Annotated in this window: 20 protein-coding genes and 1 riboswitch; of the genes, 8 read left to right on the forward strand and 12 right to left on the reverse strand. The window is 39.1% G+C overall.

Annotated elements, in window-relative coordinates:
- Window positions 1-202: 202 nt before the first annotated feature.
- Window positions 203-1,069 carry a glutamate racemase gene (gene murI / locus DK858_RS17135; RefSeq protein WP_109398442.1) on the reverse strand — a complete coding sequence of 289 codons (867 nt, stop codon included), beginning with the start codon at window positions 1,067-1,069 and terminating at the stop codon, window positions 203-205.
- Window positions 1,014-2,870, reverse strand: a complete 1,857-nt coding sequence (gene btuB / locus DK858_RS17140; protein WP_109398572.1) for a TonB-dependent vitamin B12 receptor BtuB — start codon at window positions 2,868-2,870, stop codon at window positions 1,014-1,016. The genes murI and btuB overlap by 56 nt, the downstream gene beginning before the upstream one ends.
- Before the next feature lie 69 nt (window positions 2,871-2,939).
- A riboswitch (cobalamin riboswitch) is annotated at window positions 2,940-3,146 on the reverse strand.
- A gap of 111 nt (window positions 3,147-3,257) precedes the next feature.
- Here btuB and trmA point away from each other — a divergent pair.
- A complete protein-coding gene (gene trmA / locus DK858_RS17145; RefSeq protein ID WP_109398443.1) occupies window positions 3,258-4,355 on the forward strand; it encodes a tRNA (uridine(54)-C5)-methyltransferase TrmA in 1,098 nt (365 codons plus the stop codon).
- 123 nt (window positions 4,356-4,478) lie between these two features.
- On the opposite strand, the gene DK858_RS17150 is transcribed toward trmA, so the two are convergent.
- Window positions 4,479-4,880 carry a YijD family membrane protein gene (locus DK858_RS17150; RefSeq protein WP_109398444.1) on the reverse strand — a complete coding sequence of 134 codons (402 nt, stop codon included), beginning with the start codon at window positions 4,878-4,880 and terminating at the stop codon, window positions 4,479-4,481.
- On the reverse strand, window positions 4,880-5,566 hold the full coding sequence (fabR, locus tag DK858_RS17155) for an HTH-type transcriptional repressor FabR (protein ID WP_072064633.1): 687 nt from the start codon (window positions 5,564-5,566) through the stop codon (window positions 4,880-4,882). Before fabR ends, DK858_RS17150 begins: the two co-directional genes overlap by 1 nt.
- A 199-nt stretch (window positions 5,567-5,765) precedes the next feature.
- Here fabR and sthA point away from each other — a divergent pair, with 199 nt between their 5' ends.
- Entirely contained in the window at window positions 5,766-7,163 is a 1,398-nt protein-coding gene (gene sthA, locus DK858_RS17160) for a Si-specific NAD(P)(+) transhydrogenase (RefSeq protein WP_023583456.1), read from the forward strand.
- Here the strand turns inward: sthA and oxyR are convergent.
- The 5 genes from oxyR to argC form a co-directional block, all read right to left on the reverse strand.
- On the reverse strand, window positions 7,155-8,072 hold the full coding sequence (oxyR, locus tag DK858_RS17165; protein WP_023583455.1) for a DNA-binding transcriptional regulator OxyR: 918 nt from the start codon (window positions 8,070-8,072) through the stop codon (window positions 7,155-7,157). The two genes, sthA and oxyR, sit on opposite strands and share 9 nt — an antisense overlap.
- Window positions 8,073-8,262: 190 nt before the next feature.
- Entirely contained in the window at window positions 8,263-9,645 is a 1,383-nt protein-coding gene (gene argH / locus DK858_RS17170) for an argininosuccinate lyase (protein ID WP_109398445.1), read from the reverse strand.
- A gap of 76 nt (window positions 9,646-9,721) precedes the next feature.
- Complete coding sequence (locus DK858_RS17175; protein WP_109398446.1) at window positions 9,722-10,930, reverse strand: argininosuccinate synthase; 1,209 nt, start codon at window positions 10,928-10,930, stop codon at window positions 9,722-9,724.
- A gap of 75 nt (window positions 10,931-11,005) precedes the next feature.
- Window positions 11,006-11,779 carry an acetylglutamate kinase gene (argB, locus tag DK858_RS17180; RefSeq protein WP_109398447.1) on the reverse strand — a complete coding sequence of 258 codons (774 nt, stop codon included), beginning with the start codon at window positions 11,777-11,779 and terminating at the stop codon, window positions 11,006-11,008.
- A 20-nt stretch (window positions 11,780-11,799) separates the two neighbouring features.
- The gene (argC, locus tag DK858_RS17185) at window positions 11,800-12,804 is read right to left on the reverse strand and encodes an N-acetyl-gamma-glutamyl-phosphate reductase (RefSeq protein WP_109398448.1); all 1,005 of its coding nucleotides are present in this window, start codon (window positions 12,802-12,804) and stop codon (window positions 11,800-11,802) included.
- Window positions 12,805-12,904: 100 nt separating this feature from the next.
- Between argC and argE the strand changes: the two genes are divergently transcribed.
- Complete coding sequence (gene argE, locus DK858_RS17190) at window positions 12,905-14,068, forward strand: acetylornithine deacetylase (RefSeq protein ID WP_109398449.1); 1,164 nt, start codon at window positions 12,905-12,907, stop codon at window positions 14,066-14,068.
- 126 nt (window positions 14,069-14,194) lie between these two features.
- On the opposite strand, the gene poxB is transcribed toward argE, so the two are convergent.
- On the reverse strand, window positions 14,195-15,919 hold the full coding sequence (gene poxB / locus DK858_RS17195) for a ubiquinone-dependent pyruvate dehydrogenase (protein WP_109398450.1): 1,725 nt from the start codon (window positions 15,917-15,919) through the stop codon (window positions 14,195-14,197).
- Window positions 15,920-16,486: 567 nt separating this feature from the next.
- Here poxB and DK858_RS17200 point away from each other — a divergent pair.
- The 3 genes from DK858_RS17200 to DK858_RS17210 are packed head-to-tail and all read left to right on the forward strand — an operon-like array spanning window position 16,487 to window position 18,932.
- A complete protein-coding gene (locus tag DK858_RS17200) occupies window positions 16,487-17,308 on the forward strand; it encodes a DUF3100 domain-containing protein (protein WP_023583450.1) in 822 nt (273 codons plus the stop codon).
- Window positions 17,305-17,754, forward strand: a complete 450-nt coding sequence (locus DK858_RS17205; RefSeq protein ID WP_006534124.1) for a hypothetical protein — start codon at window positions 17,305-17,307, stop codon at window positions 17,752-17,754. The genes DK858_RS17200 and DK858_RS17205 overlap by 4 nt, the downstream gene beginning before the upstream one ends.
- Window positions 17,754-18,932, forward strand: coding sequence for a M20 metallopeptidase family protein (locus DK858_RS17210; RefSeq protein ID WP_109398451.1), 1,179 nt, complete (start codon window positions 17,754-17,756; stop codon window positions 18,930-18,932). The genes DK858_RS17205 and DK858_RS17210 overlap by 1 nt, the downstream gene beginning before the upstream one ends.
- A gap of 73 nt (window positions 18,933-19,005) precedes the next feature.
- On the opposite strand, the gene DK858_RS17215 is transcribed toward DK858_RS17210, so the two are convergent.
- Window positions 19,006-20,019, reverse strand: coding sequence for a LysR substrate-binding domain-containing protein (locus DK858_RS17215; RefSeq protein WP_109398452.1), 1,014 nt, complete (start codon window positions 20,017-20,019; stop codon window positions 19,006-19,008).
- 706 nt (window positions 20,020-20,725) lie between these two features.
- Here DK858_RS17215 and proP point away from each other — a divergent pair.
- On the forward strand, window positions 20,726-22,228 hold the full coding sequence (proP, locus tag DK858_RS17220) for a glycine betaine/L-proline transporter ProP (protein WP_109398453.1): 1,503 nt from the start codon (window positions 20,726-20,728) through the stop codon (window positions 22,226-22,228).
- Window positions 22,229-22,238: 10 nt separating this feature from the next.
- Window positions 22,239-23,666 (forward strand): deoxyribodipyrimidine photo-lyase, encoded by a 1,428-nt coding sequence (gene phrB, locus DK858_RS17225; protein ID WP_109398454.1) that lies wholly within the window; start codon window positions 22,239-22,241, stop codon window positions 23,664-23,666.
- Window positions 23,667-23,742: 76 nt separating this feature from the next.
- Here phrB and ppc read toward each other — a convergent pair whose 3' ends face one another.
- Window positions 23,743-26,379, reverse strand: a complete 2,637-nt coding sequence (gene ppc, locus DK858_RS17230) for a phosphoenolpyruvate carboxylase (protein WP_109398455.1) — start codon at window positions 26,377-26,379, stop codon at window positions 23,743-23,745.
- Between the last annotated feature and the right edge of the window lie 365 nt (window positions 26,380-26,744).

Consider the following 26,744-nt stretch of genomic DNA (forward strand, 5'->3'; position numbering starts at 1 on the left):
GAGGAGGTGCATTCTACATCTTCCTCATTCAGTGTCAAGCGTTTATTTTCAAGGCTTTTCACTTTTTTTCTTTGTTCTCTCGGCTAACTCACTTAGCGTGGTTTGCCGTGACAACGAGGGCGCATTATAGGGAGTTTTGTGAAGCTGGCAATACTTTTTTTGAGTTTTTTTACTGACCGTTGAATTTTCAATCAAATTGCACTTAAAGTGCCAGTTTTCTAAGCGATTCAAAACCAAAGCCCGCTAAAACAGGTTTTAATAATTCACTATTCTCATCTTCTTTTAAGCAATAAGCGAAGCTAATTTCATTTGAACCTTTTATTTTCGCTTGATTTACGACCAACCACGCAGTTCTTCGTGCAATTGCAGCACCAGAATCGATAATTCGTGTGCCATCAGGTAAAACAGAAAGAAGTTCATCAGCTAATAAAGGGAAATGTGTACAACCTAATACCACAGTATCCGGTGGTTCTTTCATTTTTAGCCAAGGTGTAAGGATTTTACGAAGCGCATCTAAAGAAACGGATTCACCATGAAGTTTTTTCTCCGCTAGCTCCACCAGCTCAGCCGAACCCAAAGAGTGAACTTTGCAATCAGTCGCAAAGCGTTCAATAAGTTCATGGGTATAAGGACGCTTAACTGTTGCTCTTGTTGCTAATAATCCAACCACGCCATTACAGGTTAATTTAGCTGCCGGTTTAATAGCAGGTACAACACCCACAATAGGAATATCAATAAACTTAGCACGTAAAGCAGGGAGGCTCACTGTGCTTGCTGTATTACAAGCAATAACAATGGTGGCGAGATCATGCTTTTCAGCAATCGCGCTAACTATTCGAACAACACGGTCAATAATGAATTCTTGTGATTTCTCACCATACGGAAAAGCTTCATTATCGAAAACATAGATATAATGAGCATCCGGTAATTTTTCACGGATCTCACGATAAACAGATAAACCGCCAACCCCTGAATCAAAAACCAATACAGTAGGGTTAGCGGTAAGTTGTACATCAGAAGTTGTAGCTTCCTGTAAGGAAGTATTCACGTCCTGGCGTGCGATAGCCATAAGCTGTCTCATAATCTTTATCAAACAGGTTGGCTATTCTACCACGAATTGAGAGATGTGATGTAATAGGATATGACGCAGTTAAATCCCAAATACTCACACCACCTAAAGAAACATTCTCATTAGTTCCATAATCTTTATCTGTCCGTTGACCGATATATTGGTAAGTTACCCCCATATCGAGTTTTTCTACTTGCCAATCAAGCTGATATTTCAGTTGTTGACGCGCTCGACGATCAAGACGTTGGTGCGTTTCTTTATTTCTTGCATCTATATATTGATAATTAAAGGTATGATGGAAAACCCATGTATCCATTTCCCCTGTAAATTCGGCACCTTTAATTAACACCTCGCCAATATTATGATTTTTCCAACCTTGATTAGGATCTGACTGAATAAGATTATTAATTCGGTTTCTATATGCTGTTAATCGCCACGTTAAAGGCCCCGTTATGCCTTCAAATCCACCTTCCCACTGTTTACTTTTTTCAGGTTGTAAATCTGGATTACTTCCCCATTCACTATAAAGTTGCATCAATGTTGGTGCTTTAAATGCTGTACCATAACCCCCTATCACGCTATAGCCTTCAACAAACTCCCACGCTAAATTAGATTGCCACGTAGTATGCCAATTATATTCAGAATGATGATCAGAACGTACCGATGCTTCAGCAATCACATTGCCTAACTTTTGCTGTCCGGTTAGATATAAGCCTGTATTATCGAAATGTTCTTTATTAGGAAATCCGTTAGAGCCTTCTTTAACAGATTGACGTTGCCAATCAACACCACCACCAATACTGCCACTGCCTAATAGAAGGTGATTACCCCACTGCACATTATATTGCTCCGAATTAGTAAAACGGCTTCCTTTACCATAGCGACCGTAACGGGGATCATAGTCATAATCTTTGGTGTAGTTATAGCTGGCATTTAAAGAAGAAGAGTAATTATCACGATGAAACTTTACACCACCATCATAGGTACGACTAAAGAGAGCTCTTGTATCCGTTAACGTTTTATTATAACTGTCATAATAAGCATCATACGCTGTGCGATTATCGAAACCATAAGCCCGTGCATATAAAGAAACATCATCGTTAACATCGTGGTTAACACCTAACCACAGAGATTTATTCATAAAACCATCGCGATCGGGTTGCGGATGTCCACCAGTATTGCCATTCGCCTCTACATCATAACCTTTAGTATAGAGATAACTGCCCGCTGCAGTTAATGTCGTTCTATCACCGACTTTCTGTTTTATAGAACCATCATATTCTTGATAACCATGCGAACCCATTGTGGCATTAAGCGTTCCTCCTTCTGTTTTTCTTTCTGTGAGGATATTAATCACGCCACCAATTGCATCAGAACCATAAACAGAAGAGCGAGGCCCTCTTATATATTCAATACGTTGAACAAGAGAAAGGGGAATTTGGCTAATATCAGAACTACCAGATACATTCGCCTGATTTAAACGCACACCATCCACTAAAATCAGCACGTGGTTTGAATTTGTACCTCTGACAAATATTGAGCTTTGCTGCCCTATTCCACCGTTTTGCCCCACATCAATACCGGGCATTCTGCGTAACACATCAATAACACTATTACTCTGCCAACGATCGATCTGTTCACGTTCAACAACAGTGATAGGCGCTAAAATAGACGAGTCAGGCTCTTGAAAGCGGTTTGCTGTCACACTTAATGTATCGCTGTTATTCGCAAACGCACTAAAACTGCCCACCATTACACTCAACGCTATATTTGAAATAAGAAAAACTTTTTTATTATTCATGAAAATCTGCATCCAACAGAATAAGTAGCAGGATGCCGCCCAAATTAAATAAAACGCGTATTTAATTAAAGATGCGACAGGTCTTCGGCAGGTCTTCGGACTCTAGGTTAAATAAACAATTTTGTGTATTTAAGATAATGACTTCCCACGGTACTTATTAAGGTACTTGTAGTGTCTTTTATTATCCTTGATCCTATTACCGCTGCGCGTCAGTTCTGGCTTTGCACCAGATTCCCTTTTCACTCCTATTAGGAGACCGAATAACTATGCTACGATTTCAAATCCACTGAGTCCAGAAATTGAACATGAAGAATACTGGACATCTTCATGAGGATCTCTACAATTTCGCTCGCTTAATTTTATTACTGCCAAAAAAGGCGAGATACCATGCAGAATTCATTACCAACGCAAACATATCAGTCTCAACTGAATGAAAAAACACAACGTTTACAAACAATGATGGCACCTTTTAATGCGCCTGAAGCAGAGGTTTTTTCATCACCAGAACAGCATTATCGTATGCGTGCGGAATTCCGTATCTGGCATGAAGAAGACGCGCTCTATCATATTATGTTTGACCAAAAGACTAAGCAGCGTATTCGTGTTGACCAATTTCCGGTTGCCAGCCAACTGATTAATAAAATGATGGTTGTCTTGTTGGCAGAAATAAAAGATAAACCAACACTCAGAAAGAAACTGTTTCAGATTGATTATCTTTCTACGTTGAGTAATAAAATTATTGTCTCACTGCTTTATCACAAGAAAATTGATGAAACTTGGCAACAAGAAGCAATGGCATTACGCCAATCATTAATTGCTCAAGGTTTTGATGTGCAATTAATCGGTCGTGCATATAAAACAAAAATTATGCTTGATAACGATTTTATTGATGAAGTATTACCCGTCGCTGGCAAAGAGATGATTTATCGCCAAGTTGAAAATAGCTTCACGCAACCTAATGCTCAGGTCAATATTAAAATGTTGGAATGGGCATTAAAGGCAACGGAAAATGCAAAAGGCGATCTGCTTGAGCTGTATTGTGGTAATGGCAACTTTTCATTAGCACTCGCGCGTAATTTCGATCGTGTACTGGCAACTGAAATTGCAAAACCTTCTGTTTATGCCGCGCAATATAATATTGCAATGAATCATATTGATAATGTGAAGATTATTCGCATGTCTGCGGAAGATTTTACTCAAGCAATGAATGGTGTAAGGGAATTTAAACGCCTAGAAGGGATTGATTTAAAAGATTACCAATGTGAAACCATTTTTGTTGACCCACCTCGTAGTGGTTTAGATGAGAAAACAGTAGAGTTGGTTAAAACTTACCCTCGTATTTTATACATTTCTTGTAATCCAGAAACACTGTGCCAAAATTTAGAAACCCTAACAAAAACACACAAAATCAAAAAGTTAGCTTTATTTGATCAATTTCCATATACTCATCATATGGAATGTGGCGTGTTATTAGAAAAAAGATAACTGCATATTTCACTTGTTATAGATAAAAAATCCCCAATAGTACGAATAAAAACAAAAACACCAGCAAGATCACTTGCTGGTGTCAAAATTTCGCTGTGTTTACAACAAAGAGATAAGTACAGACTAGTACTGTTCTGCTTGTGATGCTCTCTCAGCTTCCTCTGCCTGTATACGTAAACGTTGACGATGTTTGAACTGACGATAAATCCATAACGCAACGATGACAATACAAACTGAAGAGAAGAAATTTGAACCCCATTCAGGGTTAACGGTTCTGGTGTAAGCGTTATAACCGAATAAGCCTAATAAAAAGAATGAAAAAATCAACTTAGGCATTCCATCAGTCATCGGTTGATTTAAATAGCGCTGATATAAACAGTAAACTGCCAATATTAAACTGATGAGTGGGAAAACCGACCACGTCTCAATCAACGGATTAAAAAAGCTTGAATATGTACCATGTAAAGCGACACCAATGACTGTGGCAAGTAATAGCGTGCTTTTTTCACAGCGATTTTGTTCCATCATTTGTCTCCTTTCTGATGCGTTTTTTTCTTTATCTCTGGGTTATCTTGTTGAGGTATTTGCGTTTCTTGCTCACGTCGATACCAATAATAGGCACCTTTAGCAATCATTCGCAGTTGTATAACTAATCTTTCTTCTAATTGTTGACGCTTTTCAATATCGATATCCAGTGCTTCTGCGCCTGCACTAAATACAATAGTGACCATTGCTTCAGATTGCATTTCTGTAAAATAGCGTGGCATATGACTCTCTTGCTCAAGATAGTCTGCCAGTTCTGCAATAAAATGTTGGATCTCTCGTGCGACAGCCGCACGAAACTCAGCAGAAGTCCCAGAACGTTCACGAAGTAATAATCGAAACGCATTAGGATTATTACCAATGAATTCCATAAAAGTTGCTACTGATGTTCTGATAACGCTACCGCCTTTCGCAATACGTTGACGTGCTTGGCGCATTAATTGACGTAACATCAATCCACTTTCATCAACCATGGTCAGCCCAAGTTCATCAACATCTTTAAAATGACGATAAAATGAGGTGGGTGCAATACCAGCTTCTCTAGCCACTTCTCGTAAACTTAGACTTGTAAAGCTACGCTCGGCACTGAGTTGGCTAAAAGCTGCTTCAATTAAAGAGCGACGGGTTTTTTCTTTTTGTTTAGCTCTGATGCCAATATTATTACTCACAGAAATCCTGATAATCCTAATTTGGTTTATACTCAATATATCAAACTTTGTTAAAAAAGCAGTGCGTACAATCATCTCTCAAGACACATTCTCATAAAAACTCAACAAAGTGTGACTAATGCCCTTAATGTCCGTTGGGCTATTATTCATTGTAATGTTAATATAGCGTTGTCGGTTTGTATAAAACAGGTCTCTTCCTATGCAACATTCTCATTTCGATGCAATTGTGATCGGTTCAGGTCCTGGTGGTGAAGGCGCGGCCATGGGGCTTGTTAAACAAGGAAAGCGCGTCGCAGTTATAGAACGTTATAACAAAGTTGGTGGGGGCTGTACTCACTGGGGAACCATTCCTTCAAAAGCCCTACGTCACGCAGTAAGTCGTATTATCGAATTTAATCAAAACCCGCTTTACAGTGACCAATCTCGTCTGATTAACTCCTCTTTCTCCCAAATACTTCGCCAAGCCAGTACCGTAATTAATCAGCAGACTAAAATGCGCCAAGGTTTTTACGAACGTAATAATTGTACGATGTATTCAGGTGAAGCTGCATTTATTGACGAGCACCGGATCAGCGTGCGTTATCCTGATGGCACTTGCGATATTCTTTCGGCTGATAGTTTTATTATTGCAACAGGCTCACGTCCTTATTGCCCGCCAGATGTCGATTTTTCTCATTCTCGTATTTATAACAGTGACACTATTCTCGATTTAGAGCATGAGCCTCATCATGTCATTATTTATGGTGCCGGTGTTATTGGTTGTGAATATGCCTCTATTTTTAGAGGATTAAGAGTAAAAGTAGACTTAATTAATACTCGTGATCACCTATTGTCTTTCCTTGATCAAGAGATGTCTGATGCACTTTCTTATCACTTCTGGAATAACGGCATTGTTATTCGTCATAATGAAGAATATGAAAGCATTGAAGGTGTCGATGATGGGGTTATTGTTCATCTAAAATCAGGTAAAAAAGTCAAAGCAGATTGCCTACTTTATGCGAATGGTCGAACAGGAAATACAGACACTCTAGGCTTAGAGAACGTGGGTATCAAAACAGATAGTCGTGGACAAGTTTCTGTTAATGCACATTACCAAACCAGTTGTGAACACATTTATGCAGTCGGTGATGTCATTGGTTATCCAAGCCTAGCTTCAGCCGCTTATGATCAAGGCCGAATTGCGGCTTTGGCTATCACAACTGGTAAATCAGAAACACATTTAATTGAAGATATTCCAACGGGGATCTACACCATTCCTGAAATTAGTTCTGTTGGTAAAACAGAGCAGCAACTCACTGCAATGAAAATCCCTTATGAAGTGGGACGCTCTCAATTTAAACATTTGGCAAGAGCACAAATTGCAGGCATGAATGTAGGGAGTTTGAAAATTCTCTTCCACCGCGAAACCAAGCAAATTTTAGGTATTCACTGCTTCGGTGAACGTGCTGCTGAAATTATTCATATCGGTCAAGCAATTATGGAACAAAAAGGTGAAGGCAATACTATCGAGTATTTCGTTAATACCACCTTCAACTATCCAACAATGGCTGAAGCCTATCGTGTTGCGGCTCTTAATGGTTTAAACCGCTTATTTTAATGCGTTTTGTTTTTCTGCATAAAATGCGGTCATATGTTCACGGATTGTCTCTGCTAATTGTTCATAACGATTACGCAAAGGCGATCCGGGACGATAAACCAAAATAATAGAACGTGATGGATTAGGATCTGTACATTCTAGATAACACACCCCATCACGCTTTTGTTCTTGAGGGACGGATAAATCAGGTAATAAGGTAATTCCACTACCGGCAGCGACCATATTACGTAGGGTTTCTAAACTTGTTGCTCTAAAATGAGTATCTTCTTTTGCACCCGCTTGGAAACAGAACCCTAACGCTTGATCGCGTAGGCAGTGTCCATCTTCTAACATCAATAAACGTTGACCCGCTAAGTCACCCATCGGCACAGATCCACGTTCATGCCATGGATGTCCTTCATAAATAGCTAACTTCATCGGCTCTTCAAATAAAGGCACTTCAATAAACGGCGCACTCTCTTTTACCATTGCTAAAATGGCACAATCGAGTTTTCCGCTATCTAATTGAGCTAATAAGCTATGAGTTTGTGCTTCATGAAGATACATCTCTAACTTAGGATAGTTTTTATGTAATTCAGGAATGATGTGAGGCAATAAATAAGGACCAACTGTAGGGATAAGCCCGATATGTAAAGGCCCGGCCATACTTTCACCTTGCAATGAAGCCATTTCTTGTAGCACTTTGACTTCACGTAAAACGGTTTTCGCTTGATCCACCAGCAATAAGCCTTGTTGAGTAAACAAAACCTTACGGCTCGTTCTTTCAAGTAACATTACACCGAGTTCATCTTCAAGTTTACGAATTTGACCACTTAATGTTGGCTGGCTCACATGGCAAGAATCTGCCGCCCGACGAAAATGTTTATGCTCAGCTAGAGCCACCAGATATTCCAAGTCACGGATATTCATTGCAGATCCCACATTTATTGCTGATAGTTAATGACTATAGATAATATAGTAACTGATAAATTTTTCTATCAGTCGAATGTTATTCTGTCTCTCTTTTTCGATATTATCGGCAATTTAAAATAAAAAAACAGAGTGAGATTCACCCTGTTCTTTTTTAATAACAGTAAGTTGTCTTAAATAAACTCTTTTCTTATTTATTTATATTTAAAACTTCTTTGGCTTTTGCTATCGCATAAGCGACCTGTTTTTGAGAAACACCACCTTTGGCAAGACGTTTATCCAAACAAGATTGGAGCGATAAAATATCGTACACATCAATCATAATTTTACTGTTAAACATCTGTAATTCAGAAAGAGGAAGTTCTTCAATCGCTTTACCTTGCTCAAGGGCGCAAACAACCACTTCACCCACAATATGGTGAGCTTCACGAAATGGTACACCTTTGGCAACAAGATAATCTGCCAGTTCAGTGGCATTAGCATAACCTTGTTTCGCGGCTTCTTCACAACGAGGACGACGAATTTGGATCCCATCAAGAACAAGGGTTGCCATATGCAAACAATCAGACCATGTATCGATAGCGTCAAACAACCCCTCTTTATCTTCTTGCATATCTTTATTGTAAGCGAGAGGTAGACCTTTTAAGGTCATCATCATACCCGTTAATGCACCTTGTACTCGTCCACATTTCCCACGGATAAGCTCAAGTGCATCTGGGTTTTTCTTTTGTGGCATTAATGATGAGCCAGAGGTCACTTTGTCTGATAATTCAATAAATCCCGCTTCACCACTATTAAAGAAAATAAGATCTTCTGCAAAACGAGATAAATGCACCATACCAATAGCTGCAGAGGATAAGAGCTCTAAAACATGATCACGATCGGATACGCTATCTAAGCTATTATTGGTTGCACTCGCAAAACCTAACCATCCCGCTAATTGTTCACGATCGATATCATAAGCCGTTCCAGCTAAAGCCCCACAACCTAATGGACTGATATCTAAACGTTTTAATGCATCAGCTAGGCGACTTTCATCTCTGGCTAGCATTTCATTGTATGCTAAACACCAATGTGCAAAAGTTATTGGCTGAGCACGCTGTAAATGGGTGTAACCCGGCATTACCGCATTTTGATTTTGTTCTGCGGTAATAACTAAGGCTTTTTGTAGCTCAACAATCGCTTGGCGAAGATGAATCACTTCTTCTTTACACCATAATTTTAAGTCTGTAGCGACCTGATCATTACGGCTACGCCCCGTATGTAGTTTTTTACCTAAATCACCCACTTTGGCAATAAGCTTACTTTCAACCCAACTATGGATATCTTCTGCATCACTTTGCAAAATAGACTGAGGGTTTGCCGTTACTTCTTCTGATAATTCATTTAAAGCTTGCTCAAGTTGAGCTTGTTCATCTTGTGATAACACACCAACGGTGACTAACGCTTTAGACCAAGCTACTGAACCAAAGATATCCTGTTGTGCCAGTCGAAAATCAAACCGCAGTGAATCATTGAATTGTTTAAACCGTTGATCTGCTTCCTGACTAAAACGTCCACCCCAGAGTGCCATAATCGCTTCCTGTATTTGTTCTGTATAATAAAAAGAGTGAGAGTGATGCTTATTCGCACCACTCTATTGTCTTACGTTATTTCTTGCTCAATGCACGAATACGTGATGGCAGAGAATATAGACGGATAAAACCTTCAGCATGGCTGTGGTCGTAAACTTCGTCTTCACCAAAGGTTGCAAACTCTTCAGAGTACAGGCTGTTGTCTGATTTTTTCTGAATTGCATTCACATGACCTTTATAAAGCTCTAACACCACTTCACCATTCACATCTTTTGCCAGTGCTTCAGCAGCAGCTTGTAGTGAAGCACGAATTGGCGTAAACCAACGTCCATCATAAGCGACATAAGACATCTCTAAGCCTAATTGCTGACGCCATTTAAATGCATCTCTATCAAGGACAAGTTGTTCAACACCACGCAAAGCCGCCATCATGATAGTTCCCCCTGGGGTTTCATAGCAGCCACGAGATTTCATTCCCACTAAACGGTTTTCAACAATATCAATACGTCCGATACCATGCTTCACACCTAATGTATTTAATGTATCTAAACATTCAAAAGGTGATTGTGTTTTACCGTTTACTGCGACAACTTCACCCGCTTTTACTGTAACCGTGACTAATTCTGGTGTTTCTGGGGCTTTCTTAGGATCGACGGTCCATGCCCAACAATCTTCATTTGAGGCATTCCACGGACTCTCTAATACCCCTCCTTCTGTTGAGATATGCCATGCGTTTTCATCACGGCTATAAATTTTCTCTAGGGTTGCTGTTGTTGGGATATTACGAACTTTTAGATAATCCAATAACGCTTCACGAGAACGTAAATCCCACTCTCTCCAAGGCGCAACCACTTTCAGTTGTGGAGCCAGTGCCGCATAAGTGCTTTCAAAACGAACCTGATCATTACCTTTACCCGTTGCACCATGAGCAACAGCATCAGCACCTAATTTTAAGGCTAGTTCAACTTGTGCTTTAGCGATAACAGGACGTGCCATTGAAGTACCTAATAAGTAGCTACCTTCATATAAAGCCCCTGTTTTTAATACTGGGTAAACGTAATCTTTGATAAATTCTTCACGTAAATCGACGATATGACACTCAGAAGCCCCTGATGCCAATGCTTTTTGTTCTACACCAACTAAATCATCACGGCTTTGACCCACATCTGCCACAAAAGCGACAACCTCGCAGTTATCATAATGTTCTTTTAGCCAAGGAATGATTGCCGATGTATCCAATCCGCCAGAGTATGCCAATACAATTTTCTTAATACCTTTAGTCATAGTGATAACCTTCAATTCCCAATTTGTTTAAATCCGCCAACTATCAAATAGCGATAAGATTTCTAGAGTGATTTTTTAAGCTAAAATACGAGTTCCTACTGCAACACCATTAAATAATGTCGTCAGTTTTTCAGCATGGCGCCAACTTGCGATTTCAACAGGTCGTCCTAGCGTTTTAGCCGCTTCCAATGCTGCGTTTACTTTCACTATCATGCCGTCAGTAATAATGCCTTGATCGATTAACATCTGTGCTTTTTCAGCTGACATCTCGGCAATCTTCTGACCTTTACCATCTAAAATGCCACTAACATCGGAAAGCAGGACTAAATCAGCGCCTAATGTTTCAGCAATAGCGGTTGCTGCTTGGTCAGCATTCACATTCATCAGCTCACCTTGTTCTGTCATACCAATAGAACTGATAATAGGTAGATAGCCAGCACCCAATAGTAAATTGAGTAAATCAGGAGAGCCGGGATTGGCCTTTCCTACATGGCCTAACTCTTCATTAATTTGAGTCACTTTCGCTAATTGCCCATCCCCCAAAGAAAGCCCCACGCCATTAAGCCCAAACTTAGTTGCCCACGATAACAAGGTTTTATTGGCACTTCCGGCAAGTGCTCCTGTGATGATGTCTATCTGATCAGCAGGTGTGACACGAAGCCCCTGTTTTTTCACCACAGGCAATTGCAATTTACCCATCAACTCATCCACTAAACAGCCACCACCATGCACGATAACTAAAGGACGAGAATACGTTGAGCGATACTGTTGTAATGCGGTGAAAAACCGCGTTAACGCTTCTTCATTATCAAGGAGCACACCACCCAGTTTGATAATTAATGGTTCCATGAAACTTCCCTACTCATTATTTAAATAAGTGATTCGGTTTCATCGAAACCAAACCGAATATTCATACATTGCACTGCTTGTGCAGCAGCCCCTTTCAACAAGTTATCTTCAACACCGACGACAATCAGATGTTCACCTTGTTGAGCAAACCCAATATCACAGAATGCTGTTCCTACAACGGCTTTTAATGCAGGTAACCCTTTTTCATAAACACGCACTAATGGTTTATCTTGATAAGCATCTTCAAAAACCTGTCTGACATCCTCTTGTGTCACGCCTGTTTTTAACTTACAGGTAATAGTGGCTAAGATCCCTCTGGCAAAATTGCCTAAATGAGGTGTAAAAATCACATTGATACCCAGATGTGTTGCAATTTCAGGTTGATGACGATGAGTAAACACGCCATAAGGTTGCAAACTCACTTCACAAAAGCTACTGGTTAAGGAGGCTTTTCTACCTGCGCCACTCACCCCGCTAGTCGCATTAATAACTGGCCACTGTGCTGTATCTAAAAATCCCGCTTCTACTAAAGGTTTTAATGACAGCTGAGAGACTGTTGGATAACACCCTGGCACAGCAATTAATTGAGCCTGGCTAATCATGTCAGCATTCCATTCAGCCAGCCCATAAACTGCCTGTGATAACCAATCAGTATTTTTATGCTCAAATCCATAGTATTGTTGATAAAAATGCTTGTTTTGTACTCGATAGGCACCAGACAAATCGAATACCACACAACCTTGCTCTAAAAAAACAGGGGCGATGTCATGGCTGACTTCATGAGCCGTTGCGAGAAAAACGATATCAATGTTTTCAGCGGCTTTAGCAACATCAACCATCGGCTCAAGTGGGAGATCCACTAAGCCACGATATTGTGGATAAAGTTCAGAAAAGCACTTTCCTGCATCTGCACTTTGAGCGGATACCATCAGTCTGCTCAAATTCACATGAGGATGCTGCTGAAGATAGGCGGCTAATTCAGCGCCAGTGTAACCACTTGCTCCTACAATCAGAGTATTTAACATGTCATTCTTACCTTGTACTATGAACACAAACCGATTAATGTATTTTTATTCAAAAAAAGTGCATGAATATTGATACTATTATGAAGAAAGGCTGTCAACAGTGAATATTAAATTACCTACATTTATTGAGATTTATCGTCAATTAATTGCAACACCCTCTATCAGTGCTACAGACGCTAAAAACGATCAAAGTAATGAAGCGCTGATTAATCTGCTTGCTAATTGGCTGGAAACATTAGGTTTTTCAATTGAAATCCAACCCGTGCCCGAAACACGAGGTAAATTTAACCTTCTGGCAACATTAGGAACGGGAAAAGGTGGATTACTACTCTGTGGTCACACTGACACAGTACCGTTTGATGAAGGCCGTTGGACACAAGATCCTTTTACGCTGACAGAGAAAGGAAATAAGTTATATGGCTTAGGCACTGCTGATATGAAAGGCTTTTTTGCCTTTATTCTTGATGCATTGCGGGATGTCGATACTAAGACCTTAACTCACCCTCTCTACATTCTTGCTACCGCAGATGAAGAAACATCAATGGCAGGGGCTCGTTATTTTGCCGCTCATACAACAATCCGCCCTGATTTTGCCATTATTGGCGAACCCACATCACTAAAACCTATTCGTGCACATAAAGGGCATTTATCAAATGCAATACGTATTACAGGGCAATCAGGGCACTCTAGTGATCCAGAAAAAGGTGTGAATGCAATAGAACTGATGCATGAATCTATTACTCACCTGAGTACACTGCGCGATACGTTAAAAACTCGCTATAACAACCCTGCGTTTGTTATTCCTTATCCAACGATGAACTTTGGTTATATTAATGGCGGTGATGCAGCAAATAGAATTTGTGCTTGCTGTGAATTACATATGGATATTCGCCCACTACCAGGATTAACATTGCAAGACTTGGATGATTTACTTCACGAAACATTAGCGCCAGTCAAAGCACGTTGGCCAGGTCGTTTAAGTGTTGAAGCGTTACACGATCCTATTCCGGGTTATGAGTGCCCAACCGATCATAAAATGGTCGCCGTGATCGAAAAACTGTTAGGTGAGAAAGCGCAAACTGTGAATTACTGTACTGAAGCGCCGTTTATTCAAGATCTCTGCCCTACCTTAGTTTTAGGCCCAGGTTCTATTGAACAAGCACATCAGCCTGATGAATTTATTGATATGGCATTTATTGAACCAACTCGTGAATTAATAGGGCAATTAATTGAAAACTTCTGTTTAACAGAGAAAACGCAATAATAAAAGTTAATAGAGTCTGGTCTATTTCTCTTCAATTTATACTCAAAATAATTTGAGTTGCAGGTAAGCGACTAACTGAACGTAGTCCCCCCTGCAACTTGAAGTATAACGAGTATAATTTAACGACTAACGTAACCAATTAGTTTTGGCAAGTTGTACAATCTCATCACCACGACCATTAATGATCGCTTTCATCATATACAAACTAAAACCTTTAGCCTGTTCAAATTTAATTTCAGGAGGCATAGAAAGCTCTTGTTTTGCGGTTACCACATCCACAATTACAGGGCCATCATGTTCAAAAGCTTCTTTAAGCGCATTATCTAGATCTTCACCTTTTTCTACTCGAATACCTTTTATACCAGACGCATTAGCAATAGCAGCAAAATCCGGATTATGTAAATCTGTACCATCCGTTAAATAACCGCCGGCTTTCATCTCCATCGCAACAAAACCTAATACACTGTTATTAAAAATAATCACTTTGACCGGCAAATTCATTTGAGCTAATGAGATAAAATCACCCATTAACATAGTAAATCCACCATCACCACACATTGCCACAACTTGACGCTTTCTATCTAACGACTGCGCACCAATGGCTTGAGCCATCGCATTTGCCATAGAGCCGTGATTAAAAGAGCCCAGTAACCGACGTTTTCCATTCATTCCTACATAACGAGCCGCCCATACTGTTGGCGTTCCTACATCACAGGTGAAAATAGCGTCATCATTTGCTAATTCACTTAATCGACGCGCTAAATATTGTGGGTGAATGAGTTCACGATCACTGGGTTGTGCTAATGCATCCAGATCTTGCCGTGCTTTGGCATAATGTTTTAATGAAGCATCAAGATGAGTTGTGTCGGCTTTCTCTTTTAAACGAGGTTGTATCGCATTCAGTGTGGCTTTAATATCGCCAACCATCGCCATATCGACATGACAATGTGAACCAATACTACTTGGATTAATATCGATTTGAATAATATTGGCTTTTGATGGATAAAATGCGCGATAAGGGAATTGCGTACCTAATAACACTAACGTATCAGCATTTTCCATCGCATGATAACCCGATGAAAAACCAATTAATCCTGTCATCCCCACACTGTAGGGGTTATTCCACTCAATGTACTCTTTCCCTCGCAATGCATGTACAACAGGAGCTTTTAATGTTTGAGCCAATTTAATCACTTCATCACGAGCTTGAGCACATCCGGCACCACACATTAAGGTGATATTTTTTCCATTATTCAAGGCATCGGATAATTTTTCGATTTCGAAACGATTTGGCATGATGAGTGGAGACTGCAACGGATACCAGTTTTCATGCGCATCTTCTGGAGCAGGTTTTAGTGCAATATCTCCCGGTAAAACAACAACCGAGACCCCTTTTTTCAAAATAGCGGTTCGCATTGCAATGGCAAGCACTTGAGGGATCTGCTCTGGATTTGAGACTAATTCACAATAATGGCTACATTCGCGAAAAAGTTCTTGAGGATGTGTTTCTTGAAAATAATTACTACCAATTTCAGCAGAAGGAATATGTGCAGCAATGGCTAACACAGGAACATGATTACGATGGCAATCAAAAAGTCCATTGATAAGATGTAAATTTCCTGGTCCACAAGAGCCTGCGCAAACCGCTAATTGGCCATTAACTGCCGCCTCAGCTCCTGCAGCAAAAGCAGCCACTTCTTCATGGCGAGTTCCCATCCACTCAATGGTTCCCATCTTTCGCAAGCTATCACTTAATCCATTGAGAGAATCGCCTGTCACGCCCCAAATACGTTTTACACCTGCATTATGGAGTACTTTAGCAATATAGGTTGCAACTGTTTGCTTACTCATGGTGATGTTTTTCCTCAGTTTTGGGTGAATTGTGCCTCTGCGAGCTACATTTATCTCCTTCCCATATTCTGTTTCTCTTCCTCATCAGCTTGCAGAGAAAATAATCTTACTAACTCAAATATAAAGAATAACACCAATCACTATAATGTCACTGTGAAGATAAGATCCGTCCTTAAAAATACAAAGAATAAAATATCACTTCCAAATACATTCATTAAATTTATAATAACCGCACCAAATAAGAATATCTCTCATTAATAACTTATTATTATTTGCTAAAGTGTAGACAAATTTTTATTATGGGATTATTTTAATAATTAAAATAATTTTTAATTATTATTTTTCTCATTACATCTTTATTAACAATTAAGCTGACTCATTTCAGCCTTACTCACTGTCTTTATTAAAAAATTTAACTTTCCTCTATTTGTTAATAAATTTATCACCATTGCATTATTTCATGCTCCATGAAAAATAGGTATGAAATAAACATGACATTGGTCACGCTACCTTTTGCTTTTTGTCCTCTAGAATAAAGCCTGATTATTTTTCAACGGAGATTAACGGATGGACAAAAGTAGAAGTCCGATAAAGGTTTTCTTTATTAGTATTCTGGCAGTCCTTTTCTTAATTTTTATTTCACAATATGTCATTGGTAAAAAAGAAATTAAGATTGGCATTGCGGTAATACCTATTTTACCAATGTTATTTGCTGTAATTATTGGTATGTGTATATCTGCTGGATTTACCCGTAAAAAAATTAAAGTATGGGGTAAATTATTTACAGAAAAAGAAGAAGGCTTCTGCGGTAAAATGGTAGGTTTCAGCCTACTTATTTTAGGCACACAATATGCAGGAATGATTGTTCCTAATATTAAAATGATTTTAAGTGTCGGTATTCCTTTATTTGTTCAGGAACTCGGTAACTTATTACCAGTATTAATTGCGGTTCCATTAGCCATTAAATTTGGATTTGGTCGTCGTGCAATTGGTGCTTGTTCATCTATTAGCCGTGAACCTTCTATCGCTGTTATTCAAGGTAAATTTGGTACAGGCTCTCAAGAATATATTGGTGTATTAGCCATTTATTTATGCGGTTCTGTTATCGGTACTTTATGGTTTAGCGTATTAGGTAGTATTGCACCATTAACTGGATTACATCCACTTGCTCTTGCCGCCGGCTCTGGCGTGGGTTCAGGTTCAATGTTAAGTGCTGCATCAGGTGCATTAATTAATGGTCTTGATGAAGCATTAGCACAGCAAGTATTAAGTGTTGCCGCTGCATCTAACTTATTATCTTCAGCATTAGGCGCACTGTCATTAACCTATTTAGGTTTACCTCTTTCAGAAAAAATTTATAAAATTTTCACCAGAGGCAAAACTGCATGAAAAATATAATTATTGATATGAAATTTGTATTCGTTGCTATTTTACTGGCAATGTTTACTCAGACGTTAACATCAGGGATCGCTCTTTATGCAATGTGGGATAGCTTTATTGCTATGTCATTAGTGGTATTTATTTCACTCGTTGCAAAACATTATTTACCTTCATCTTTACCAACATTTGCTTATGCAACAATTATCGGGATACTTATTTGTTTACCCGAAACTCCGGTAAGAGATTTCTTTATTAGCTCTATTGGTAAAGTTTCTTTCTTATCTTGTTGTGTTCCTTTATTAGCATTTGCTGGTTTATCCGTTGGTGGTCAATTAGAAGAACTTAAGAAAATGTCATGGAAAGTTATTCTTATTTTCATGATTGTTTCAACTTGTTGTTTCTTTGGGGCATCAATCGTCGCGCAAATTGGATTTACTATCCAGGGAGTTATCTAATGAATAATATTTATAATGTCAGTGAAAAACTCTTTCAATTAAATGACTTTAGTAAAAAAACACGACAAGACCTGCATAAAATACCTGAGCTATCAGGTGAAGAATATAAAACATCTAAATATTGTCGTGAATTAATGGAAAGTTTCGGTTATCAAATTAAAACTTTTGATGGATATACTGGTTTTACCGCAGACTTAATTGTTAATTCTGAATTTCCATTAATTGCTATCCGTGCCGATATGGACGGATTAGAAATGCCAGACTTAACAAATAACGAACATAGTTCAATTCACCAAGGTTGTGCACATAACTGTGGTCACGATACTCATATGACCATGGCATTAACCAGTGCTAAGTATCTTGCCGAAAATAGAGAAGAGATGAGCGCGAACGTTCGCTTTATTTTCCAAATGGCTGAAGAAGATATGCGTGTACCTGGCGCTGAAAAAATGGTTGAACTAGGTTGCATGGAAGGCGTTGATGAAACTTATGCACTTCATAACGATGCCGCAATTGAAACGGGTTGTGTTCGCTTTAATGATGGTGTGATGTCATCTTATGGCTCTGCATGGACATTGGATGTTTATGGTGTTTCTGCCCATGGTTCTACACCACACAAAGGCTTAGATGCGATTCGTGAAGCAACGCGCTTAATTGATTATATGGATTATGTTGTTGCGAAAAAAACAGATCCATTTAGCCCAGCAGTCTTTGGTTGTGGCATGATCAATGGGGGAACAATCCCTAATGCATTAGCTGATCACGTACAAGCTCGTGGTACTATCCGTTCTATGGATGAAAATACCGACCAAGTACTGAAAGCAAGTTTTGATGAAATCGTTGCACGCAGTACAGCGGGTGGATTTAAAACCACATTAAGCTATAGCGGATACCCAGCTGTTGTGAATCATCCAACTGCACATCAGCATTTATTAGATGCGATGCGTAAATTCTTACCAGAAGAGAATATTGAATCAAACGGTAAGCCAATGACAGGCAGTGAAGACTTTAGCTATATGGTTAATGCCACAAAAGGTAAAGTCGGTGCAATGTTCTTCTTAGGAAGTGGTAATCAAGCGAAAGGTATTAATAATTACCTTCACGCAAATCCTTATTTTGTCGATGATGATTGTTTACTAGTCGGTGCTCAGATTTTTGTTAATATTCTGACTCGTTAATCTCTTATTATTCTGCCTTAAGCCCGTTATTGCCCCCGCAAAAAACGGGCTTTTTTATACCTGATTCCGGTATCTATTCTGCAACGCTATTATTTACATTTACTGATCGTAAATCAGGTAATCCTTGGTATACCTCTTTGCTGTGCCATTGTGTTTCCCACTGATCTGGCATCTGAATAATATTTCTATCAATATGTGGCGCATAGAGAGAAATAAATTCATGCATATAATCTTTCATATGGGTATGTTTACTGACACAAATATGGGTATAGCTCGGTTGCACTAAATGATCGATATTAATACATTTTAATGCGCCGCTATCTTCAGTCTCATCATAAGAGGCGGTCGCAATAACACCAATACCTAAATGTCGCTTAACATAGTATTTAATAATCTCTGTATCCGTCGCGGTTAATGCCACCTTCGGTTTAAGGTTACTTTTATAAAACACCTTGTCTAATTTAGATCCTCTTGTAAAACCGAAAACATAGGTAATCAATGGATACTCTGCCATTTGTTCGATGGTAACCTGCTCTTCATCTTTCAATAAGGCAAGAGGATGATCATAAGGAACTAATAAACTACGAGTCCAGCGGTAACAAGGTAATGTAATGAGATCTTCATAAAGGTGCATGGATTCTGTTGCAATAGCAAAATCCACATCACCATTTTTAACCATCTCCGCTAATTGAGCAGGGGCACCTTGATGAAAATGTAGCGAAATATTAGGGTAATAGCGACGAAAGTGATCAATCACATTAGGTAATGAATAACGTATTTGAGTGTGTGTTGTCGCAATATGTAAATCAACTTTTTTATTACGATCTTCTTCTGCCACAATGCTTTTTATTCGGTCCACTTGGCCAAGAATATCGCAAGCAATTTTATGAACTTCTTTACCCATCGGGCTTAATGCTAATAAGTTATTATTTTTACGCACAAACAGCGACACACTAAGCTCATCTTCTAATATTTTTAGTTGCTTACTGATTGTCGGTTGTGAGGTATAGAGTTTTTCAGCCGCATTAGTAATGTTGAAATTATTTTTCACGACTTCAACAAAGCTTTTCAGTTGATTAATGTTCATAGAGGTACCCGGGGTTATCTGCACAAATGCGCGGTTAATTATTAAATTTATAAATTGTTATTCTAAATATAGGTAACGCTTGGCGACCTTTAATATCTCTGTAGTAATATCCCATAACTGCCTTGATATAAACTTATAATAAGAATAGCGAGATCTATTCTATTATCCACATTTTCATCTTGATTATTCTCTCAAATAATTAAGTAAAATAAGGCGTTATTATTTGCTATTTATCTATCAGACCTTACATTATGCACAATGCCCATATAAATGCGTTAGCCTGAATCAAAAAAACAGAAAAAGGATATAACACACTGTTATTAAAATAAAAAAACAAATTTGTTTTTTATTTATTTGAATGAAGCTTTCAATTAACTTAACGCAAATAATCACTCAATAACGCCATAAATTTTACACAAAAGCAGAATTACGTTATGATATTGATCACGTTTTAATACTTAGAGGCTCTGTTTTGTTATATCAAAACAACAAAGAAAACATTCTAATATCTTATTCAATCTCATCTATACTTAATAAATATTCTCTTATCTATTAGCTTAATACCACTATTTAAACTTGGTAGAAGTAAGCTGTTTTTTAGTGAATTTTTATTACTCACTCTTCTCGCTAACAAATAGTCACTTCATTTCTTTTAATTAATTGAACAACAAGAAATTACGAATACCTTAATAAAAGGTCACTTAATATGAAAATGAAGAAAAAAAGAAACAAACCGCTAAGAATCAATGATATAACTATTATTGATGATAGTAAGCTTAAAAAAGCGATTACGGCGGCAGCATTAGGTAATGCCATGGAATGGTTTGACTTTGGTGTCTATGGCTTCCTTGCGTATGTCTTAGGTCAAGTCTTCTTCCCTGGTGCATCTCCAGGTGTCCAGATGATTGCTGCCCTTGCCACATTCTCAGTGCCATTCCTTGTAAGACCGCTAGGGGGTGTTGTATTTGGGATGCTTGGGGATAAATTTGGTCGTCAGAAAGTGTTATCTGTTACTATCATCATTATGGCACTCAGTACATTTGCCATCGGCCTTATTCCTGCTTATGAAACCATCGGTATTTGGGCTCCGGTCTTATTATTACTCGCTAAATTAGCACAAGGTTTCTCTATTGGTGGTGAATATTCAGGAGCTGCGATTTTCGTTGCTGAATACTCACCCGACCGTAAACGTGGATTTATGGGAAGCTGGTTAGACTTTGGTTCTATTGCTGGTTTTGTTATGGGTGCTGGTGTTGTCGTACTTATCTCTACTATCCTTGGAGAAACAGCATTTCATGAGTGGGGATGGCGTATCCCGTTCTTCTTAGCATTACCATTAGGTCTTATTGGCTTATATTTACGTCATGCTTTAGAAGAAACCCCAGCATTCCAACAACACGTCGATGAAATGAATAGCGACGATCGTAAATCTATCCAAGATCCACCTCGTGTTTCATTACGTGAAATCGCATCAAAATATTGGAAAAGCTTAACTGTCTGTGTAGGTTTGGTAATTGCCACTAATGTTACCTACTATATGTTATTAACTTATATGCCGAGTTATTTATCTCATAACCTAAATTATTCGGCAGATCACGGTGTGCTGATCATCATCGCGATTATGATAGGTATGTTGTTTGTACAACCTGTTATTGGGTTACTTAGTGATAAAATTGGTCGTAAGCCATTTGTTATCGGCGGAAGCATTGGGTTATTTATCCTTGCTTACCCTGCATTTATGATGATTAACAGTGACGAGATCGGCTTAATTTTCTTAGGACTCTTAATTCTTGCCGTTCTACTCAACTGTTTTACTGGAGTTATGGCATCAATATTACCGGCTATTTTCCCAACCCATATTCGTTATAGTGCATTAGCAATTGCTTTTAATATTTCAGTATTAATTGCAGGGGCCACACCAACAGCGGCAGCTTGGTTAGTTGAAGCAACCGGTGATTTATATATGCCAGCTTATTATCTGATGATTGTCGCTGTTGTCGGTTTGATAACAGGTATCAAGATGATCGAAACTGCAAATAAACCTTTACGAGGTGCAACACCTGCAGCATCAGATAAATCAGAGGCAAAAGAAATTCTGTCTGAACATTATGATAATATCGAACAACGTGTTGAAGATATTGAAGCAGAAATCGAAGCATTACAGAAAAAACGCCAATCCCTTATCGATCAACATCCTAAGTTAGATTAAGAGAGGTTACATGCACCCGTCCCCTGTTCATTTAGTTTGGTTTCGTAATGATTTAAGAGTGACAGATCACAAGGCACTCTTTCACGCTTGCCAAGATAAACAAGCACAGGTGCATGCTATTTTCACCGTAACGCCTGAACAATGGAAAGCTCACAATATGGCTTTGTCATGTCAGGCGTTCATTCATGATGCGTTACTGGATCTTTCAACTTCACTAGCAAAACTCAATATTCCACTGACAATAGTGATTAGCGATATTTATTCAAATGCAGCCGATAAAGTGGCTGAGTATTGCCAACAACATCACGTCACTGCGCTTTTTTTCAATCACCAATATGCTCTTAATGAACAACGCCGTGATAAAAAAGTCACTGAGTTACTAAAGAATAAGACAACCATTTATACTTATCATGACAATGTATTTATTCCACCAGGTGATGTAGTTACCCAACAAGGAGAGATGTACAAGGTTTTTACTCCCTTTAGAAATGAATTTTTGCGACTCTTCGTTTCACAAGATAACGCTTCATTACCTATCCCAGAGATAAGAACACATCAAAAAGCAGTATCGCCTTTAAAAGCACCGCTATTCTCGCTTGAAAATACAAACTCGCTCTCTTTTATCTCTACCGAAGAAGAGGCACTTAAACGCTTAAAACAGTTCTGTTACGAAAGCGTGCCACATTATGCAAAATGGAGAGACATTCCTGCAGTTGATGGTACAAGCCGATTATCCCCTTATCTTTCCATTGGATTACTGTCTATTCGCCAATGTTTTAATCGCCTTTACCAAACTGAACCTGATTTCTTAGAAAACAGTACATCAGGTGCATTTGTTTGGTTTAATGAACTTATTTGGCGAGAATTTTATCAACACTTAATTGTGACAAACCCCAATTTATGCAAACACATTGCATTTCAGCTTTGGACAGAAAAAATCAATTGGCGTAACAACCAAGATGAATTTAATGCTTGGACTCAAGGCTCAACAGGCTTTCCTATTATTGATGCTGCAATGCGACAGCTTAACCAAACAGGTTGGATGCATAACCGCTTACGGATGCTCACAGCGAGCTTTCTTATCAAAGACTTGTTAATTGATTGGCGTTGGGGCGAAGCTTATTTTATGTCACAACTCATTGATGGTGATTTCGCATCAAATAATGGGGGTTGGCAGTGGGCTGCATCCACAGGAACGGATGCCGTACCTTATTTTCGAATTTTTAATCCTACCACCCAAGGTCGTAAATTCGATCCTGATGGTGAATTTATCCGTCGTTGGCTTCCTGAACTTGCTAATGTGCCGAGCCGATATATTCACACCCCTCACGAATGGGCGGCAAAAACCAATAATTCGCTCGATTATCCATTACCCATTGTTGATCACGCCAAAGCACGAATAAGAGCAATTGAGTCTTATGAAAAAGCAAAAAAATAAAACCAATAGCAGTAATAAGAGATAAAAAAACAGCGCTGTTATTAAGCGCTGTTTTTCTTTCTAAATACTGATGACTCTAACCTGTATTACGCATACCCGCAGCAATACCTGCAATAGTAACCATTAATGCCTGTTCAATACGCGGATCTGACTCGCTATGTGTGCGAGAACGCTGTAACAACTCAGCCTGAAGCACATTCAATGGATCGGTATAGACATTACGTAGTGCAATAGATTCAGCAACCCATGGCAAATCCGCCATTAAGTGTTCATCTTTTGAAATTGCTAAAACACTCTTAATATCATCGGAAAGTTGCTGACGTAATTTCGCACCTAATGGCCATAAACGTTCTTCAACTAAACGTTGATCGTAATATTCCGCTAACCATAAATCCGCTTTGGCATACACCATTTCCAACATCGCAATACGTGTATTAAAGAACGGCCAGTTCTCACACATATCGTCTAATACCGCTTGTTTTCCGCTATCAATTTCATGTTGTAATGCAGCTCCAGCCCCCAACCAAGCTGGTAACATTAAGCGGTTTTGAGTCCATGCGAAAATCCACGGGATCGCACGCAAAGTTTCAACACCACCGGTAGGACGACGTTTCGCAGGACGTGAACCTAATGGTAGTTTGCCCAACTCGCCTTCTGGGGTTGCTGCTCTAAAATAAGGCACAAAGTCTTCTTCCCCTCGTACATAGTCACGATACATCGCACAAGAAACGTCAGACAAAGAATCCATTACATCAATCCAAGGCGCTTTGGGCTCTGGTGGTGGTAATAAATTCGCTTCTAAGATTGCACCTGCATAGTGAGCAAGGCTACTAATGGTGACCTGAGGTAATCCGAACTTAAAGCGGATCATTTCGCCTTGTTCCGTCACCCGCAGACCCCCTTTTAAACTTCCTGGTGGTTGAGAAAGTAATGCCGCATGTGCTGGCGCACCACCACGGCCAATTGTACCGCCACGTCCATGAAATAGTGTTAATGTCACACCTGATTTTTCACAGAGTTTGATTAATGCATCTTGAGCACGGTATTGCGCCCATGATGCTGCCATCACACCCGCATCTTTTGCTGAATCTGAATAGCCAATCATCACCATTTGTTTATCATCGATTAAATCGCGATACCAAGGAATATCAAACAAACGGGTCATGACGCTTTCAGCATTATTTAAGTCATCAAGTGTTTCAAATAACGGGGCAACAGGTAACCGGATATCCGCACCCGCTTCTTTCAGTAATAGTTTTACAGCCAATACATCAGAAGGCACTTTTGCCATTGAAATCACATAAGAGGCAATAGAATCTTTAGGTGATTGTGCAATGACACGACAAGTCTCAAAGACTTCTTGAGTCGCTACACTTGGTTGCCAATTTGTCGGGATCAGTGGACGTTTAGAATTTAATTCTTCAAGTAAGAACGTTTGTTTTTGCTCTTCGGACCAATTCGCGTAATCACCAATTTCTAAATATTGTGTCAATTCAGAGAGTGCTTCCGTGTGATTGGTACTTTCTTGGCGAATATCGAGCTTAACTAACTGTAAGCCAAAGCAACGGATTCGACGTAATGTATCTAACAGTTGCCCATTAGCGATAATACGCATCCCACATTGAGTCAATGATTGATAGCAAGCGTATAGCGGATCCCAAAGTTGGGCATTATCAATTAACAGCCCTTCAGGAGGTAGAGATTGCTGTCCTTTAATACGTTGTTCTAAATAATCACGAGTCACTTGTAAGCGAGTACGTAATTGTTTAGCTATTTCACGATATGGCTCTGCAACTTCAACCCCTCCCGCTAATTCACGCAGTTCTGGTGTACTTTCTGTCATTGAAAGTTCTGAAACTAGAACTTGAATATCATTTAAGAATAAATCAGCGGCTTTCCAACGGCTTAATAGTAAAGCATGGCGTGTGATTTCAGCCGTCACATTTGGGTTGCCATCGCGATCTCCCCCCATCCATGAGGTAAAACGAATAGGAGACGCTTCTACTGGTAAGTTGTAATCAATAGATTCTTTAAGCTGTTCATTAAATTCACGTAAAAAAGCAGGAACACCTTCCCATAGGCTATTTTCAACAACCGCAAAGCCCCATTTCGCTTCATCAATCGGTGTTGGGCGAATTTTTCTAATTTCATCAGTGTGCCATGATTGAGCGACTAACTGGCGTAGACGACGCATAATATTAGTACGCTCATAATCCGCTAAATCATCGTGATCAAGTTGAGATAAACAGGAATTAACTTCAACCAACTTATGAATAAGTGTACGGCGTGCAATTTCGGTTGGGTGTGCCGTTAATACCAGTTCAATAGAGATTTGCTCTACTGCTTCTTTTAATTGCTCGTCGGTAAAATTCTTATCTTTTAGCCGCGTGATCAGTTTTGCCAATGCCACAGGATTGCTAGCAGCTTCACCATGAGGCGAAATGCTATGGTATTGTTCAGCCACATTCGTCAGGTTTAAGAATTGATTGAATGCTCTAGCAACGGGCAATAATTCATCATTAGAAAGATTTTGTAACGTCAACAACAGTTTTTGTCGCTGAACTTCATTACCCGCTCGTGACGATTTAGATAATTTTCGAATAGATTCAACCTTATCTAGAATTTCTTCACCGAGTGCTTCTTTTATCGTATCTCCAAGTAGCTTGCCAAGCATACTGACATTACTACGCATAGCAGAATATTGTTGATTCATAAGACTCCTGACCTTGTCTTTGTGGCGGTAACAACATGCTTCTTCCTATTAGAAAAGTCATGTCCTCCCAGTTGTGTAATTAACTTTCATTTCTTATGTGACTTTATTTTGATTTTTGTGATAAGCCACACTGCTTTTTTTACTTAGCCTACTATTCATATCAGAAAATAATCGTTTTGGGGGATTTTTCTGAAATTTAATTACGGCTTTAGTCTTATAAGAATGGCTAATAATCATGCTGTTCTAGCTCAATTTTATTCAGAATAAGGACATTTTTTCGTTTCTTATCTACTACGAAGAGTTTTTTACTAAAAAGGAAGGAATACGTAAAAATTTATGTGGCGGTAAATTTAGATGATTTTTTT

It is taken from the genome of Proteus faecis, from assembly GCF_003144395.1.
Lineage (GTDB): Bacteria > Pseudomonadota > Gammaproteobacteria > Enterobacterales > Enterobacteriaceae > Proteus > Proteus faecis.